Genomic DNA, 15,428 nt, shown 5'->3' on the forward strand with positions numbered 1-15,428 from the left:
ACATGCAAATCACAAGACATCCGAATAATCCGATCGTCGTCCCTGGCGGTTATGAATGGCGAAAGGTTACGGTCTTCAATCCTGCGGTCATCATCGATAACGGGAAATTCTATATGATCGAGCGCACCGCAGGTTCCCTGACCCCGTGCAAGAACTTTCTGGGCCTGCTGGAGAGCGAGGACGGCGTGAACTTTACCCACGTGAAGGATGAGCCGATAGTGACGCCCGATATGCTGGGATTTCCTTACGGCAGTGTGCAGGACCCGCGGATTGTCAAAATCGACGGAACCTTTTATCTGAACTATGCCCTGCGCCCCTGCGCCATGAGCTATTATCCTACCGGGGCGGGTGTCCCGGAGCGCTCCATTCCGGAATACCCGGATGGCTGGGGGGAAGAGGAGGGGCATTGGCTAACCCGGTCATCCATTCTGAAATCGGATAATCTGCTGGACTGGGAGTTTGTTGCGGACACGACACCGCTGGATATCAATGACCGGGATAATATTCTGTTCCCTGAGAAAATAGGCGGCAAATTCGTGCTGCTGCGCCGTCCCGAGGAATACGTGGGTGAAGCCTACGGAACCGAGAAGGCGGCCATGTGGATTACCTACTCCGAGGATCTTATCCATTGGGAAGAACCCAAGCTGCTTGCCACAGCCGGGAATCTATCCTGGGAATCGCGGAAGATCGGAGGCTCTACACCTCCGGTACGTACGGACAAGGGCTGGCTGGTGCTTTATCACGGCGTCGATGAGGACATTGTCTACCGTGTAGGAGCCATGCTGCTGGATTTGGAGCAGCCGGAGAAGGTCATTGCCCGGACACATAATTTCATTATGGAGCCGGAGACGTATTATGAGAAATTCGGTTTTCAGATCCCCAATGTCATCTTCCCGACTGGAAATGTAGTCAAAGACGGGCTGCTTTACATCTATTACGGGGTAACGGACACGGCGATTGCGCTCGCGACCGTTCCACTGGATGAGCTGGTAGAGCATATCCTGAAGGAAGCACAGTAGCAAAATAACCCCACAAAGTGGGGCCAATTTAAACCGGTCTTTTCGCAGCAGTTCCCTTCAAGGCATGGTCCTTGCGGTACTGTCCCGGCGTCAGACCGGTTTCTTTTTTGAACTTGCGGATAAAATTCGGCGCATCCAGATAACCCACCTGCTCAATGATTTCCTTAAGCGGTGCGCTCGTATTCTCCAGCAGCCGGATGACCTCATCCACCCGCCGCTGCCAGATATACTGTGAGAAATTGCTGCCGGTCTTCTCTTTGAAGCTCCGGCTTAAATAAGAGGTCGATATGGCGAACTTCAGTGCCACATGCTCCAGGCTGAGTGTATAATCCGCGAACTGCTGGTCTACGTAAGCAAGTATGTCGTCCATTAATGTGGACTCACCTGTCTCCGTATTCCGCTCAACCTGCTCACAGATGGCGGTGGCCAGAGAGCGCAGGCGGCTCTCCAGCTCTTCGAGAGTCTCGAAGGAGGTCAGTCCCGGCATATCTGCGAACACTTCGTCCATACCAAGCTCGGAGGCTGTGCGCAGAAAAGCGTTCAGCAGATCGAAACAGATGCAGCGCAGCAGACCAGCCTGCAGCGGCTCATCCTTAATTGTGTCGATGGTGTCAGCAATCATTTGCCGGGCAACGGATTCATTGCCCTGCTTAAGGCTCTGCTCCAGCTTCAGCATGGATTTGCGCGGAATCCAGAAGTTCTCGGCGGCAGGCGGATTCGGCTCGGTCAGCTGCTCAAAGTAGGTCACTTGCCCGCTGCGCCGGATCATCCGGTGCTCCAGCGCTGCAGCGGCTTCGATGAAGGATTGATTGAGCCGCGCCAAGTCCCTGTAGGCCATGCCGACACCGATGCTCAGCGCCAGCTGCGAGTGCTCGCGAATCACAGCTTGAACAGCTTCAATAACCTGCTCCATGCGGCTCTGAACCGGTCCGTCCTCATCGCCGGGAAGTGAAATAATCAGGGCAAACTGGTCCTTGGCTGAGAATTCAACACCGAAAATCTGGGCATCAGGACCGGGCAGGCATATATTGCTGAGCATCTCCTGCAGCAGATGGCGTTCATGCGAGGAGCTGGCGCCCGGCACAGTGTTATCCCAGGACAGGATGGCCGAGAAATAGAGGTCTTGTCCTTGCGGATGTCTAAGGCCGGCGCTAAGAATCATCTGTTCAATCTCGGGATCATCCGGCTTGCCGTGCTTGAGCAGCAGCAGCATACACTGATTGCGGACAAACGGCTCCTGCAGATCAATTCTGGCACTGTACTCATGAAGCGTTTGCCGGATCCATTCCCATTCGTTACGGAGCTTGAGAGACTCGTTGCCGCTGCCTCTCAGCTTGGCGAACTCCATCAGATCCTTGATCGGATGGTACTGGCGTTTGGCCAGCAGCAGAGCAGCCGCTATGCCGGTGATGACCGTAATACAGAAGACGAGCAGGATCAGGGTCTGGACATGGGCAACGCGGCTAAAAAATTGGAAGCTTGGCATCGTGGTCACGTAGGTCCAGCCATTTTCTTCGGATTGTACAGAGACGACAGAATACTGTTCACCGTCCAGCTCGAGACTATGTATGCCCGGCTCAAGTGTAGACAAGGTGTTCAGTTCCTCCTTGGGCAGGTTGACGCCGTGGCTGTTCGCGGTCAGCACCTCACCGGTGGCGCTGAAGATATAGCTGCTTCCCGAGAAATTCCTGAGAATCGAATCCATGACGCCGGTCAGCTTCGATTCTTTCATCAGGTACACAACGGTCCCGTAGGGGAACGGATCATTCGGTTTAACCGGAACGAGCATGACCAGCATGGATTCCTTGCGGGAGTTGACAGTCACATTCTCCGCCGGACGCATCAACGGCTGTCTGGTCTCGTTAAGCGCCTGACGTATGTTTTCCGGGCTCCAGTGCTCAAATTGGTAGAGGGTATTGAACGCAACATTAAGATCGGCCAGCCCGCGGTAAGAATAGATGTTGGAATCATCATGAAAATAGAGAAAGAGGTCTTCCGCAATGCTGCTGCTGGCTTTGTAGTTCGCCAGCGCCTGGATCGCCTCCAGGCTGTAGTAAGGATGTCTTACCATGTAGGGAGTGAGATGTCTATCATAGGCAATTCTGCCCGAAATTTCCTGAAGCTCGACCATACGGGTATCTATAGTGTTCTTCACCTGGTTGAGCTGGTTGACATTGGATTGCTCAATTTCGACACGGAGGCCCTTTACAGCGTTTTCATAGACGAAGATAGTTACGGCGGTTAAAGGAATAAGGAACATGAGGATATAGGATAAAGCATACTTCATCAGCAGTTTGGATTTGAGATGATTCCAGTTTAACCGGAATCTGGCGAGCAAGGATGACTTGAGTGCAGATTTTGCCATTATGCGTCCCTCCAGCGTTAAGATGTTCAAATTAGAATTATTTAAATGATAAATCACTGTTCTCTTCTTGATCAAACTTATGCTAATATAAACATTATAACATTATAATCTTTAATATGGAGCAGCAAGTTAAGTTTAAATTCAAATATGCTGCTATCCGGGTTGAAGAAGGAGATGGGAAGAGTGGGCACAGAGAATGTGCTGCGCAATTTGCAGCTTGTTGACGGGCGAATGGTTGATATCGCCATCCGGGACGGGATCATCAGCGCCATTACACCGCCAGGCCAGGCTGAAGGAGAGGCCGGGCTGGACTGTTCAGGGTTATATGGATCCAGCGGATGGATTGATTTGCATGTGCATGCCGTGCCTGAGCTTGATCCCTATGGCGATGACATCGATGATATTGGTGTGAAGCAGGGGGTAACGACGCTGGTGGATGCCGGAAGCTGCGGTTCAGACCGGATCGGGGCTTTTTATACTGAGAGTCTGAAGGCTGCAACACGAGTGTTTGCGTTGTTGAATATTTCACGGATTGGGCTCGAACGGACAGATGAGCTGTCGCAGCTGGAATGGATTGACCGGGCCAAGGCCCTGGAGGCGGCAGCGGCGTATCCTGGATTCATTGTCGGTCTGAAAGCCCGCATCAGCCAAAGTGTCGTCAAAGACAGCGGCATAGAGCCGCTCAAGCTGGCACGCAGACTGTCGGAAGAAACGAAGCTTCCGCTCATGGTGCATATCGGTTCCTCTCCGCCGGCTATTTCCGAAGTGCTGGAGCTGCTGCGGCCGGGTGATGTGATCACCCATTATCTTAACGGTAAGTCCAATAATTTGTTCCATGCGGACGGCACACCGCTGCATGGGCTGCTGGATGCAGCCGCCCGCGGGGTTCATCTGGATGTGGGGCATGGCACCGCGAGCTTCTCCTTCCGGATTGCAGAGCAGGCCAAGGCGGCAGGCATTGCGCTGAATACAATCAGCACAGATATCTACCGGGGCAACCGTCTGAACGGGCCGGTGTACAGCATGTCGAATGTGCTGACGAAATTTCTGTATCTCGGCTACGGTCTGGAAGAGGTCATCCGCGCAGTCACAAGCAGCGCAGCGGAGTGGCTGGGCAAGCCGGGGCTTGGGCAGATCAGAGTAGGCCAGCAGGCGAACCTGACCTTGTTTGCCCTGGAGGCCGGCGAGAAGCAGCTTAAGGACTCGGAAGGCGATGTCCGGGTCGCGCACCATTATATTGAGGCTAAAGGAGTCTTTGCAAATGGGTCACTCATTACATGCTAGATATGGATTGAAGCGCGTAATTAATGCCAGTGGAAGAATGAGCATCCTTGGCGTATCCGCACCAACAGATACGGTGATGGAGGCGATGAAGCAGGGCGGACAGAAGTACGTGGAAATTGCGGATCTTGTGGACAAATCCGGAGATTACATTGCCCGGCTGCTAGGTTCCGAAGGCGCGGTTGTCGTGAATTCGGCATCCAGCGGCATCGCGCTGTCGGTGGCAGCCGTTGTGACCGGCGGAGATCCGCGGCTCAGCCTCCGGCTGCATCAGGAGCCGGTACTGAAGAACGAGATTATTATGCTGAAGGGTCATAATGTGCAGTATGGAGCTCCGGTCGAAACCATGGTATTCCTTGGCGGAGGCCGGGTGGTGGAGGCCGGATACGCCAATGAAGGCCGCAAAGAGCATATTGAGCAGGCGATCTGTGAGCGCACCGCAGCCATTCTCTATGTTAAATCCCATCACACCGTCCAGAAGAATATGATTTCCGTGGAAGAGGCCTGGGAGGTTGCTGGGCGCAGAGGGGTACCTCTAATCGTTGATGCGGCAGCGGAAGAGGATCTGCTGAAGTATGTTCAATATTCCGATCTTGCCATTTACAGCGGCTCGAAGGCAATTGAAGGTCCGACCTCAGGCATTGTCGCCGGCAAAAAGAAATATGTCGAGTGGCTAAAGGTACAACTGCACGGGATCGGCCGCAGCATGAAGGTTGGCAAAGAGACAACCTTCGGGCTGCTCCAGGCCCTGAATGAATATCAGGTCAAGGCCGACAGCAGCGAATTGGAGAAAAAGGCTCTGGAGGGCCTTCAGCCGTTGGCCGAGATGCCCGGAGTTTCGGTCCGCATCGTGCAGGATGAAGCGGGCAGAGCCATATTCCGTGGACGCATCCAGATTGAGTCCTCCGCAGCGGGGGTGGACGCCAAGACCGTCAATGACGGGCTGCGTGAAGGTGAGATTGCGGTGTATACCCGGGATTATGGTGTGAAGCAGGGCTATTTCGATATCGATCCAAGGTCTCTGCAAGGGGATGATCTTCAGGTCATCGTAAGCAGAATAAGTGAAATCGTGGGGGGTAAACCGAATGAGTAATATCCAGCAGCGCTTCTATAAGAACAGAGCCGCACTTAATGTCTTGGCAGGCAGCATTGAGAACGCCAAGGAGATTTATGCGGCAGCGGAGGGGCATGTCCTGGTAGGTGTGCTCTCCAAAAATTACGCCACGGCGGAGGAAGCGGCAGCTGCTATGACCGAATATGGTCAAGCTATTCAAGATGCCGTATCCATCGGCCTGGGAGCCGGAGACAACCGGCAGGCGGCAGTTGTGGCGGAGATTGCCAAAAGCTATCCGGGAAGCCACATCAATCAGGTATTTCCGGCAGTGGGGGCGACCCGCGCCAATCTGGGAGCCCAAGGCAGCTGGATCAACAGCCTGGTCTCTCCCTGCGGAAAGCCGGGCTATGTAAATATATCGACCGGTCCCATCAGCTCGGGGAACGAGCCGCAAGCCATTGTGCCGGTTCATGCCGCCATTGCACTGGTTCGTGACATGGGTGGCAATGCGCTCAAATATTATCCGATGCAGGGGCTGAAGCTGGAAGGGGAGTACCGTGCGGTTGCCAAGGCCTGCGGGGAAGCCGGCTTTGCTCTGGAGCCTACGGGTGGAATCGACATGGACAACTTTGGCCCCATCCTGGAGATTGCGCTGCAGGCAGGCGTGCCGCAGGTCATCCCGCATGTCTATTCCTCGATTATTGACCCGCAGACCGGGAATACGAACGTAGAGGATGTCCGCAGACTGCTCGAAACTATGAAATCGCTGGTGGATCAGTATGCCTAGGATTGCTGCTTTTGGCGAAGTGATGATGCGGCTGCAGGTTCCTGGCTATGAAACGCTGGTTCAGAGCAGCAGGCTGGAGTACTCTTTTTCCGGAAGCGGGGTTAATGTAACGGCAGCACTGGCCAGATACGGCCATAACGGTGCTATCATAACCACCTTGCCGGAAACTCCGGTGGGTGAAGCTGCGATCGCTTATCTGCGCAAGCTTGGGGTGGATACGTCACTGATCAGCCGGGGCGGCAAGCAGCTGGGGATGTACTTTCTGGAAAATGGCTTTGGAGCCCGCCCCGGCAGAGTCACTTACACAGACCGGCCGGGCAGCAGCTTCAATACCGCCGAGGCGGGATATTATGATATGGCAGCTCTTGCCTCCCGTGTAGACGTCCTTCATTTGTGCGGCATTACGCTGGCTATGAATGAAGGAGTGCGCAAGCAGATGAAACAGCTTGCTGCGGAGGTAAAAAGCGCCGGAGGCAAGGTTGTCTTTGACTGCAATTACCGCCCGGGGCTATGGGGTGCGGATGGCTATGCCAAGGCCCGCCCGCATTATGAAGATCTGCTGGAGCTGGCGGATACGGTGATGATGAATGAGAAGGACGCGCAGTTTATTCTTGGCATCGGAACTGGAGAATATGATAGAATAACACAGTTGAAGCAAGCAATTCCTGAGGTGGCGAAGCGATTCGGAATCGGAACGGCAGCGGGAACCCACCGTGAGATTAATGCTGACAATACGCATTCCTTAACCGGATATATCTATCATCAAGGTACATTCGAATTCTCCCGTAAGCTAACCTTCCCTGTGTTTGACCGGATTGGCGCCGGTGATGCTTTTGCCAGTGCCATCATCCATGGGGAATTGCAGCAGTACCCGTGGCAGCAAACTGTTAATATGGCAGCAGCGGCGGCGATGCTGGCCCACACCACCCAAGGCGACACCGCACTTTTTACCGAGGGTGAGGTGCTCCGGGCGTTGTCAGACCATACCTTAGATGTTGAAAGGTAGTGAACGGCGCGTGTCCCTGAAACGCAAGCAAGGTCCTTTATATCAGCAAATTCAAAAAATCCTCAGAGACCGGATTCTGCACGGTGTATATCCTCTGGGGAGCATCATTCCCTCCGAGCCGCAGCTGGAAAAGGAATTCGGTGTCAGTAAAATGACGGTCCGCGGCGCGGTCCAGGAGCTGTCCCAGGAGGGGTATGTACAAAAGAAAAGCGGCGTTGGAACCATTGTGATGCGCAATACCTCCTATCAGAAACTCTCCAAGGGCAAAAAATTTACAGAGCTTCTCGTAGAAGAGGGACATAAGCTGGAAAAAAGACTGCTGGTGTCTGAGCTCATTACGAATGATGCCGGTACAGAGGAATACCATCGCCACGGTCCGTATTGCCAGCGGATCGAACGTCTCTACATTCTGAATGGACAGCCTTATATTCATCTGATACACTTCCTGACAGCAGACGCGCTGCCCGGCGGAGGTGCCAAAGAAATGGGTGCGGATATCCAGTCGCTGTATGACTCTTTGGAGGAGAACGACATTGTGCTGGAGAACTTCAAGGACCGTTTTTTTGTGGAGCCGGCACCTCCTGAGGTCTGTCTGCTGCTGAAGCTTCCACCGGGGACGCATGTGCTCAAGCGCCTGCGCAACTCCTACGATGGGGAAGGCAGGCTGATCGAACACAGCGTCGGCTGCTATAACACAGAGCTTCATCATTATCTGGTCAGTTATGACACTTGATTAGTTCCTCTCAGACTTTCGTTGCTTGCAGCGGGAGTCTTTTTTCTATGCGGGAAATACTTCATAACAAAAACCTGATGGTCCATAAGCGCTGAGTAATATGATAGAATGATAGGCAAAGTTCCAGCGAATTTGGTGCAGCAAGTGAGTGCGAAGGAGAGAGATCATTGACGAAGATGAATTACCCGGTCATTGAAACAGACAGGTTGAAGTTAAGATTGCTGACGATTGAAGATCGTGAGGCGGTATTCCGCCATTTCTCGGAGGAAGAAGTAACGCGTTATATGGATATTCCGCCCTGCGGGGACATTAGCGAAGCGGATGAAATTATCCAGTTTCACATCGACGATTCGGGCTGCCGCTGGGGAGTATTCGATAAGCAGCAGGATCAATTGGCAGGGACCTGCGGCTATCATTGCTGGACAACCGGACCTGAGGGCAAAGCAGAAATCGGCTTTGATCTGTCCAGAGACTTCTGGGGCAGGGGACTGATGACCGAAGCACTCCTTCCGGTGATCACCTTTGGTTATGAAGAGATGGGGCTTGAGGTCATTGAAGCTACAGTTGATCCGGGGAACGATAGATCCCTTCGCCTGCTGACAGCGTTGGGGTTTTGTAGAGGTGAGGAGCTGGTAGACAATCTGGTATACTTCTATATGCGGCGAAATCAATTTGCCGGCTAGACACTATTGCCGCTTACGATTGAAGTCCGATACATAGCGATAAAGTCTGATATATAGTGAAAATTGAAAGCGTTATCCATTGGGAGGAAGTGCGATTAAATCAACAGTTCCTCTATACAAAATAAAACACAGTGGAATAATGAGATATTTTTCTTTTCAAATGACATGGTTTGTGAGAGAATAGTTTCAATTCTTAATTAAATTGTTAACGTTTGCCAATTATGAATGGGAGGAAATACCAATGTCAGAAGACCGCAAGCTGTCGTTTGAAACTTTAGCCGTTCATGCAGGACAAGAGATCGATCCAACTACTTTATCGCGTGCCGTACCGTTGTATCAGACCACTTCCTACGGGTTCCGTGATGCGGAACATGCAGCTAATTTGTTCGCGCTCAAGGAATTCGGCAATATCTATACCCGTTTGATGAACCCGACCACCGATGTGTTCGAGCAGCGGATTGCCGCGCTTGAGGGCGGGGCAGGGGCGCTTGCCACAGCTTCAGGGGCAGCGGCGATTTCCTTCTCCGTGCTGAATATTGCCGGGGCCGGCGATGAAATTGTATCTTCCGCCAGTCTGTATGGAGGCACTTATAACCTATTCTCTACTACCTTGCCCAAGCTGGGCATCAAGGTTCATTTTGTGGATTCGGATAATCCTGAGAACTTCCGCAGTGCGATTACAGATAAGACAAAGGCACTCTACGCCGAAACGATCGGCAATCCACAGGGAAATGTACTCGATATTGAAGCCGTGGCGGCCATTGCCCATGAGCATGGTATCCCACTGATCGTAGACAATACGTTCCCGAGTCCGTATTTACTTCGTCCAATTGAATATGGAGCGGATATCGTAGTGCATTCCGCCACCAAATTCATCGGGGGTCATGGCACCTCGATCGGCGGGGTTATTGTGGACGGCGGCAAGTTTGACTGGAAAGCCAGCGGCAAATTCCCGGGGCTGACCGAGCCGGACCCAAGCTATCATGGCGTAGTTTATACGGAAGCTGTAGGACCGATTGCCTATATTATCAAAGCCCGCGTGCAGCTGCTGCGTGATTTGGGCGCTGCAATTTCGCCGTTTAACTCCTGGCTGCTGCTGCAAGGGCTGGAGACTTTACATTTGCGTCTTGAGCGTCACAGCCAGAATGCGCTGAAGGTTGCACAGTATCTGGAAGCCCATGAGAATGTGGAATGGGTCAGCTATGCCGGATTGCCGAGCCATCCTTCCTATACACTTGCCCAAAAGTATTTGCCAAAGGGGCAAGGCGCAATCCTCACCTTCGGAATCAAGGGCGGAGCCGCAGCGGGTGTCAAGCTGATAGAGAATGTGAAGCTGTTCTCCCATTTGGCCAATGTCGGTGATTCCAAGTCACTGATTATTCATCCGGCGAGCACTACACATCAGCAGCTTTCTGCCGAAGAGCAGACAACAGCAGGTGTAACCCCTGAATTGCTGCGTTTGTCGATTGGTACGGAATCCATTGACGATATTCTGTATGATCTGGAGCAGGCGATTGCCGCCAGCCAGCAATAAAGACAGCACAGCAGTTGTACGAAAATAGTCACGGCCTGCAGCGCTTCGCTGCAGGCTATCAAGGCCTTTGCCATTATGCGGAGCCGTTTCCTTCATAATTATGAATCAGATTAATTCTAGGTGATTGTTCGCCTGCGTGATCCTGTTCATACTGTGACTGGATGGCGCATGAGGCAGATGGCCTTTTTGCATAGCTGAAGGAATGCAGAATATCGTTTCCCCTCAAAGCATATGCCTTACAAAAGGGACCGACGAGTGATTTCACGCTTCTGCAAACTCCGTTAAGAACTTACTCATTTGACAACGCTTGCATATTTCATGGCCCATTCCCGTATTTATAAAAAGAAGCAGCGTAACATGCCGGTATCAACCTGTCCCTAAAACGGCGGCCGGCAGCAATCCAATGCCAAAAAGGTGGGTGCGGTGATGAAGGGTGAACAACAGCAGGATCATGTTCGGAGTAATGAGGAGCGCCCGTTCAAGTATAACGCCGGTGATCGGGCTATAGGAGTGGAGATGAGCCAGGCTGCATCCGTGGCTTCCGCTGCTGCGGAATTTATAGACGAAGGGGAGCGGCAAAAGGGAATGGGTCCATTAAACCGTGCTTATTTCAAGCGTCCGGGGGAACGTCCGGCCTTTCTGGTGCTGCGTGACGGCTGTGAGGATCGCCCGCTCTTCCGGGAGGATGCCGGAACGGCTCCGGTGGGCCCTTGTCTGATCCGGAGCGAAGAGTGGCTCAATACTCCCGAGCTAGCCGAGCTGTATGACAGCTGGTTGACCGGTGAGGATGAAGTCCAGACGGAACGGACTTTGCAGCGGATCTATTACCGGCTGCGGGCCGCATCCTTGGCACTGCTGGAATCAGCAGACGGGGCCTGGACCGCAGTCACTCTGCTGTGTACCCCAGAGCTTGCCGCGTTGCCTGCAAGGCTGGCCGTGCTTCAGGATGCGCAGCTCGAAGCGCTGTTCTCCGCCGTGGCGGAGAGCCAGCGGCTGGGCAGCGACTGCCGCGTGGATCTGCTGGCGCCTTACCCCGCCAGCGCGCCCGAATTCGCGGTGATGCGCGAATTCATCGAGGACGTGGCCGAACAGACACTCGGCCACGCTTATGCGGCGGCTTGCCGCATCGGGGCGCTGATCGCGCCCGGTGCGCATTACGCCGCCGGGGAAATCGCGCGTATCGCCGATTTCCTTGTGCTGGACGGCGCGGCCTGCGGGCGCGCGCCGGAAGCCAGCTCCGCCGAGGGCTTTGCCCGTGCGGCGGGAGAGATGCTGGCCGCCGTACGGCGCGTGAAGCCGGCGGCGGTGGTGCTCGCCGCGGGGGCACCGGCGGCGGCCGCGCTTGCCGATCTGTATGCGATCGGCATGAGCGGGATCTTTTGCAGCGCTGGCCAGCGGACCGAAGCGCTGCTCAGGGCAGCCTGCCTGACCTGGATGGCCCGGCAGGACCATAACGTAGACCCGGCCGCCGGTGGTTGGCTGTAGGGTTTCCGGGCGCCCTCCCGCTCTGGCAATAGCCGGCGACCGGGCGCCTGTCCAGCGAATATCCGCCATTTCATGCGGCGGCCCGTATATCCGTTATCATTGGAGTGCCTGTTCCAATGATCTCTGGTATGTCGGCATCTGTACAACGATTAATCCGCATCCGGACATAAGACTAACTTTCCCGCCAGCTAATTAGCTTGTTGGTGGCTGGGTGGGAGAAGCCGCTGCAATTTAGCCGAATGATGATGAGGTCTCGGGGGATAATTGCACTTTGTACATCTATTTCATTACTTTTTTAGCTTTATTGAGCTATAGTTGCATTCAATACAGCTATAAAGAGCAAAATTGGCCCGCAGAGGAGCAATCGGCTATTTTTAGCTGTATGAACTACAACTATTTCACCAAAACGTTTGTTTCTGCCGTGAATAGTTGCTGTAAATACACTTATGTCTATCGGATAGCAGGCAACGTACTCGTATCCAATCGGTTCAACCAAGTTATCCTTCCATGATTCTTAAGGCAATTGAAAATGTGGTAACCGATGCATCCCCTTGTTCCGCATTGCTGCGGTAAACATGGGGGATGTTTGCGTTCGAAGGGAGGGGGAGCACCGATAGTAAAGATGCAATCAAGGGTGGATCTCAAGTGCTCATTTTATTAAGTTTCTTTAGACCCTGCGTTTCTCATGTTGCCCTCGTACACCTTTGCTCCCAATGCCCGCGATGTTGAGGTTACCTCAATCCCACGATTTGATTTCCCCGTGACCCCATTTGCCCTAGTGTATTGTTGCTCCCAATGCCCGCGATGTTGAGGCTACTTCAATCCCACGATTTGATTTCCCCGTGACCCCATTTGCCCTAGTGCATTGTTGCTCCCAATGCCCGCGATGTTGAGGTTACTTCAATCCCACGATTTGATTTCCCCGTGACCCCATTTGCCCACGTACACTGTTGCTCCCAATGCTTGCGATGCTAAGGTTACCGTCAAGCCTTGATATCCACGATCTTCCAGTTACCCATGTGCACTGTGCTCATGATCCCCGCGTTGCTGATCCTACCCTTGTTCTCTTGATTCTTACGTTACCCAATGTCCAAGTTACGCCGTTGCTCACAATACCCAGTTACCCCAAGTACGCAACCCACACTCATCATTCATTCACCCACCCACCCACATTGCAATCGTCATCCCCGAAACCCCCTCAAAAAAAAGGCTAGTCTCCGGGTTTACATTCGAACGGAAAGTGGTATAGTATTACTGTAAGTTGCACTGAGGAAATATATTTGCATTATTGCAACAATGATTATCATTCTCATTTACCATGCTGTCCCGGCTGAGCCGGGGCAGCATGTGTCATTTTAAGGGCTTTAATAATGGCTCTCATTCTCAGTTGGCTGCTCTTCATCTTGTCAGGGACAGAATGCCAATGCTCCTAAACCAATCAGGAAGGTGATTTTTCATGCAAGCAACATCCAAACAAATGCCAAAACCAATAGCGCGCCAAGGCAACGCGCAGCAGCCCCGGACACCGGAGCCGCGACGTTTCGATCCGAAGGCTATGCTGGGCAATTCCGAAATGCAGGCTGCCCTGGGCAGCGGATTACTTATGCTGATTGCTTGGGCAACCAGCGGCTGGTCGGAAATCCTCTCAGTGCTGCTCTACGTGATCTCTTACACGGTAGGCGGCTGGATTAAAGCGAAGGAAGGCGTGGAGACACTGGTCAAGGAACGTGACCTCGATGTCAACCTGCTGATGATCGCTGCCGCTCTGGGCGCCGCTTCAATCGGCTACTGGAACGAAGGTGCGATGCTGATCTTCATCTTTGCACTGAGCGGCGCTCTGGAGAGTTATACCATGGAGCGCAGCAAAAAGGACATCTCCTCCCTGATGGCTCTGAAGCCGGCCACGGCGGTGCGCATTGAGCAAGGGGCGATGAACGAGGTTGCGATTGATCTTTTGGCCATCGGAGATTTGCTGCTGGTGCGGCCTGGTGAACTGATTCCCGCTGACGGTAAAGTGTGCCGGGGCGAATCGGCCGTCAATCAGGCTTCGATCACAGGCGAATCATTGCCGGTAGAGAAAACAGCCGGAAGTGAAGTATTCGCCGGGACCGTCAACGGGGAAGGCCCGCTCTATATCGAAGTTACCAAGGCTGCAGAGAACACCCTTTTTGCCAAGATTATTAAGATGGTGGAAGAGGCGGAGAGCGAAGTGCCGGATTCACAGCGGTTTATTAAACGGCTGGAGTCGATTTATGCCCGGGTGGTTGTGGCTGCAACGGTTGCATTGATTGTATTGCCTCCTTATCTGTTGGACTGGAGCTGGAGTGATACTTTTTATAAAGCGATGGTCTTTCTGGTGGTGGCTTCACCGTGCGCGCTGGTCTCATCCATCATGCCTGCCATGCTGTCGGCTATTTCCAAAAGTGCGCGCAAAGGCATCCTGTTCAAAGGTGGAGTGCACCTGGAGAATATGGCGCGGACGTCCGTGGTTGCTTTTGACAAGACCGGAACGTTGACTGAGGGGATTCCGCAGGTGACGGATTTTATCGCCGGAGAGGGATACGACCGGAGGGAGTTGCTGGCAGTCAGCGCATCCATTGAGAAATTGTCACGCCATCCGCTGGCGGAAGCGATTGTCCGCATGGCTGAGGAGGAGCAGGTGGAGCTGTGCAATATCCAGGAGAGCAAATCCGTAACCGGCTGGGGGATTGAAGGCACGTTTCAAGGCCAATTATGGAGAGTCGGCAAATCCAATCTTTTGGATGAGCCGGAAGTTCAGAGGGATGACGAACCAGTACAACACTGGAAAACCTTGCGGCAGCAGTTCGAGGCTGAAGGAAAGACCGTGTCGCTGATTCTGGCCGGTGACAAAATCGCCGGGATGATTGCGCTGCAGGATACGGTGCGTCCTCAGGCGGAAGTTGCTGTGCGCAAGCTGCAGAAGCTGGGAATTAAGGTGGCTATGCTGACCGGGGACCGGGCAGAGGCGGCGCAGGCGATGGCAGCAAGAACGGGAGTGGACATGGTATTTGCCGATCTTTTGCCGGAAGATAAAGTAAGTCATATTAAAGCGCTCCGTGAGCAATATGGACATGTGATTATGGTTGGTGATGGGGTCAATGATGCTCCGGCTCTGGCAACGGCCACCGTTGGCATGGGGATGGGCATGAAGGGCAGCGGCGCGGCACTTGAGATTGCCGATGTAGTACTGATGAACGATAATATTGAAGAGATTTCTTCGACCATTGCGCTGGCCCGCCGGTCGCAGCGTATTGTGAAGCAGAATATGATTTTTGCTGTTACCGTGATCGTCAGCCTGATGCTGGGCAACTTTTTGCAGGGGATCGCACTCCCCTTCGGTGTTGTTGGTCATGAAGGCAGCACAATTCTCGTGATCCTGAACGGATTAAGACTTTTACGCTAATAAAAGCTGAATTCGACAAACCTATCGGGTATTCCGGAAATTTAATTGCTTAAAATT

Annotated in this window: 11 protein-coding genes; 10 read left to right on the forward strand and 1 reads right to left on the reverse strand. The window is 53.2% G+C overall.

Annotated features, from left to right (window positions below):
- Positions 1 to 2 precede the first annotated feature (2 nt).
- Positions 3 to 1,019, forward strand: a complete 1,017-nt coding sequence (locus NYE29_RS14235) for a glycoside hydrolase family 130 protein (RefSeq protein WP_340896462.1) — start codon at positions 3 to 5, stop codon at positions 1,017 to 1,019.
- 28 nt (positions 1,020 to 1,047) lie between these two features.
- On the opposite strand, the gene NYE29_RS14240 is transcribed toward NYE29_RS14235, so the two are convergent.
- On the reverse strand, positions 1,048 to 3,384 hold the full coding sequence (locus NYE29_RS14240) for a helix-turn-helix domain-containing protein (protein WP_340896463.1): 2,337 nt from the start codon (positions 3,382 to 3,384) through the stop codon (positions 1,048 to 1,050).
- A 231-nt stretch (positions 3,385 to 3,615) separates the two neighbouring features.
- On the opposite strand from NYE29_RS14240, the gene NYE29_RS14245 reads away from it, so the two are divergent.
- From NYE29_RS14245 to NYE29_RS14285, 9 genes are all read left to right on the forward strand, one after another.
- On the forward strand, positions 3,616 to 4,668 hold the full coding sequence (locus NYE29_RS14245; RefSeq protein WP_340899714.1) for an amidohydrolase/deacetylase family metallohydrolase: 1,053 nt from the start codon (positions 3,616 to 3,618) through the stop codon (positions 4,666 to 4,668).
- Positions 4,646 to 5,758 (forward strand): DgaE family pyridoxal phosphate-dependent ammonia lyase, encoded by a 1,113-nt coding sequence (locus NYE29_RS14250; RefSeq protein ID WP_340896464.1) that lies wholly within the window; start codon positions 4,646 to 4,648, stop codon positions 5,756 to 5,758. Before NYE29_RS14245 ends, NYE29_RS14250 begins: the two co-directional genes overlap by 23 nt.
- Entirely contained in the window at positions 5,751 to 6,506 is a 756-nt protein-coding gene (gene dagF, locus NYE29_RS14255; protein ID WP_340896466.1) for a 2-dehydro-3-deoxy-phosphogluconate aldolase, read from the forward strand. Before NYE29_RS14250 ends, dagF begins: the two co-directional genes overlap by 8 nt.
- Positions 6,499 to 7,512: a sugar kinase gene (locus tag NYE29_RS14260; RefSeq protein ID WP_076114147.1), complete on the forward strand. Its 1,014-nt coding sequence runs from the start codon at positions 6,499 to 6,501 to the stop codon at positions 7,510 to 7,512. The genes dagF and NYE29_RS14260 overlap by 8 nt, the downstream gene beginning before the upstream one ends.
- A complete protein-coding gene (locus NYE29_RS14265; protein WP_179091875.1) occupies positions 7,499 to 8,245 on the forward strand; it encodes a GntR family transcriptional regulator in 747 nt (248 codons plus the stop codon). The genes NYE29_RS14260 and NYE29_RS14265 overlap by 14 nt, the downstream gene beginning before the upstream one ends.
- Before the next feature lie 176 nt (positions 8,246 to 8,421).
- The gene (locus NYE29_RS14270; protein ID WP_076114153.1) at positions 8,422 to 8,928 is read left to right on the forward strand and encodes a GNAT family N-acetyltransferase; all 507 of its coding nucleotides are present in this window, start codon (positions 8,422 to 8,424) and stop codon (positions 8,926 to 8,928) included.
- Positions 8,929 to 9,169: 241 nt separating this feature from the next.
- A complete protein-coding gene (locus NYE29_RS14275) occupies positions 9,170 to 10,462 on the forward strand; it encodes a homocysteine synthase (protein ID WP_076114148.1) in 1,293 nt (430 codons plus the stop codon).
- Positions 10,463 to 10,888: 426 nt separating this feature from the next.
- Entirely contained in the window at positions 10,889 to 11,947 is a 1,059-nt protein-coding gene (locus tag NYE29_RS14280; protein ID WP_076114150.1) for a hypothetical protein, read from the forward strand.
- A gap of 1,477 nt (positions 11,948 to 13,424) precedes the next feature.
- Positions 13,425 to 15,371, forward strand: a complete 1,947-nt coding sequence (locus tag NYE29_RS14285) for a heavy metal translocating P-type ATPase (protein WP_445322168.1) — start codon at positions 13,425 to 13,427, stop codon at positions 15,369 to 15,371.
- Positions 15,372 to 15,428 lie beyond the last annotated feature (57 nt).

This window comes from Paenibacillus sp. FSL M7-1046 (assembly GCF_038007405.1).
Lineage (GTDB): Bacteria > Bacillota > Bacilli > Paenibacillales > Paenibacillaceae > Paenibacillus_AQ.